Source organism: Cereibacter changlensis JA139, assembly GCF_003034985.1.
Taxonomy (GTDB): domain Bacteria; phylum Pseudomonadota; class Alphaproteobacteria; order Rhodobacterales; family Rhodobacteraceae; genus Cereibacter; species Cereibacter changlensis.
The window spans coordinates 1-796 of record NZ_PZKG01000392.1 but is presented as its reverse complement, the minus strand read 5'-3'; the positions used below and the strand labels follow the sequence as shown (position 1 = coordinate 796).

Below are 796 nucleotides of genomic sequence, written 5' to 3'. Positions count from 1 at the left end.
TTTGTGGGCACCTGTCGTAGCGGGTTGCGACGCGGCGCCAGTCCTTCAGCCTGCCGAACATGATCTCGATCCGGTTGCGGCGGCGATAGCGGCGCCTGTCGTAGTGGACGGTCTCGGCGCGCGACTTCCGGCCCGAGATGCAGGGGCGTATCCCCTTGTCTTTCAAAGCATCCCGAAACCAGTCGGCATCATATCCCCGGTCGGCGATCAGCCATTCGGCGGCAGGCAGGCTGCCCAGCAAGGCCGCCGCGCCGGTATAGTCGCTCACCTGGCCCGCGGTCATGAAAAAGCGCAGCGGGCGGCCCTTCGCGTCGGTGACTGCGTGGAGCTTGGTGTTCATGCCACCTTTGGTGCGACCGATCAGACGCCCTCGCTGGTCGCCGGGCCCCCTTTTTTCGCCCGCAGGCTCGACGCCGTGCGGTGCGCCTTCAGGTAGGTCGCGTCGATCATGACGACCTCCTCCTCGCCGCCGTCGGAGGCCAGCCCCTCCATCATCCGGGCGAACACCCCCATGTCGCCCCATCGCTTCCAGCGGTTGCAGAGCGTCTTCGGCGGGCCATACTCCCGTGGGGCGTCGCACCAGCGCAAGCCATTGCGATTGATGAAGATGATGCCGCTCAGAACGCGCCGATCATCGACACGCGGCTTCCCATGGCTCTTCGGGAAAAACGGCCGGAGCCGGTCCATCTGCTCGTCGGTCAGCCAAAATAGGTTGCTCATCTTCACCCCCGTCAGTTCGGGAGCTTGAATCATGCAGACTTGGCGACCTCAAGCAGATCAACGGGTCCTGAGCCTA

Annotated in this window: 1 protein-coding gene; it reads right to left on the bottom strand. The window is 64.6% G+C overall.

Annotated features, from left to right (window positions below; all coding sequences use genetic code 11):
- Positions 1-720 (bottom strand): IS5 family transposase gene (locus C5F48_RS24285; RefSeq protein ID WP_258186600.1). Its coding sequence is split into 2 segments (ribosomal slippage), with 721 coding nucleotides annotated over them: positions 1-384 and positions 384-720; the frame shifts between segments, so codons are not numbered across the junction. This gene is flagged as partial in the annotation.
- Positions 721-796 lie beyond the last annotated feature (76 nt).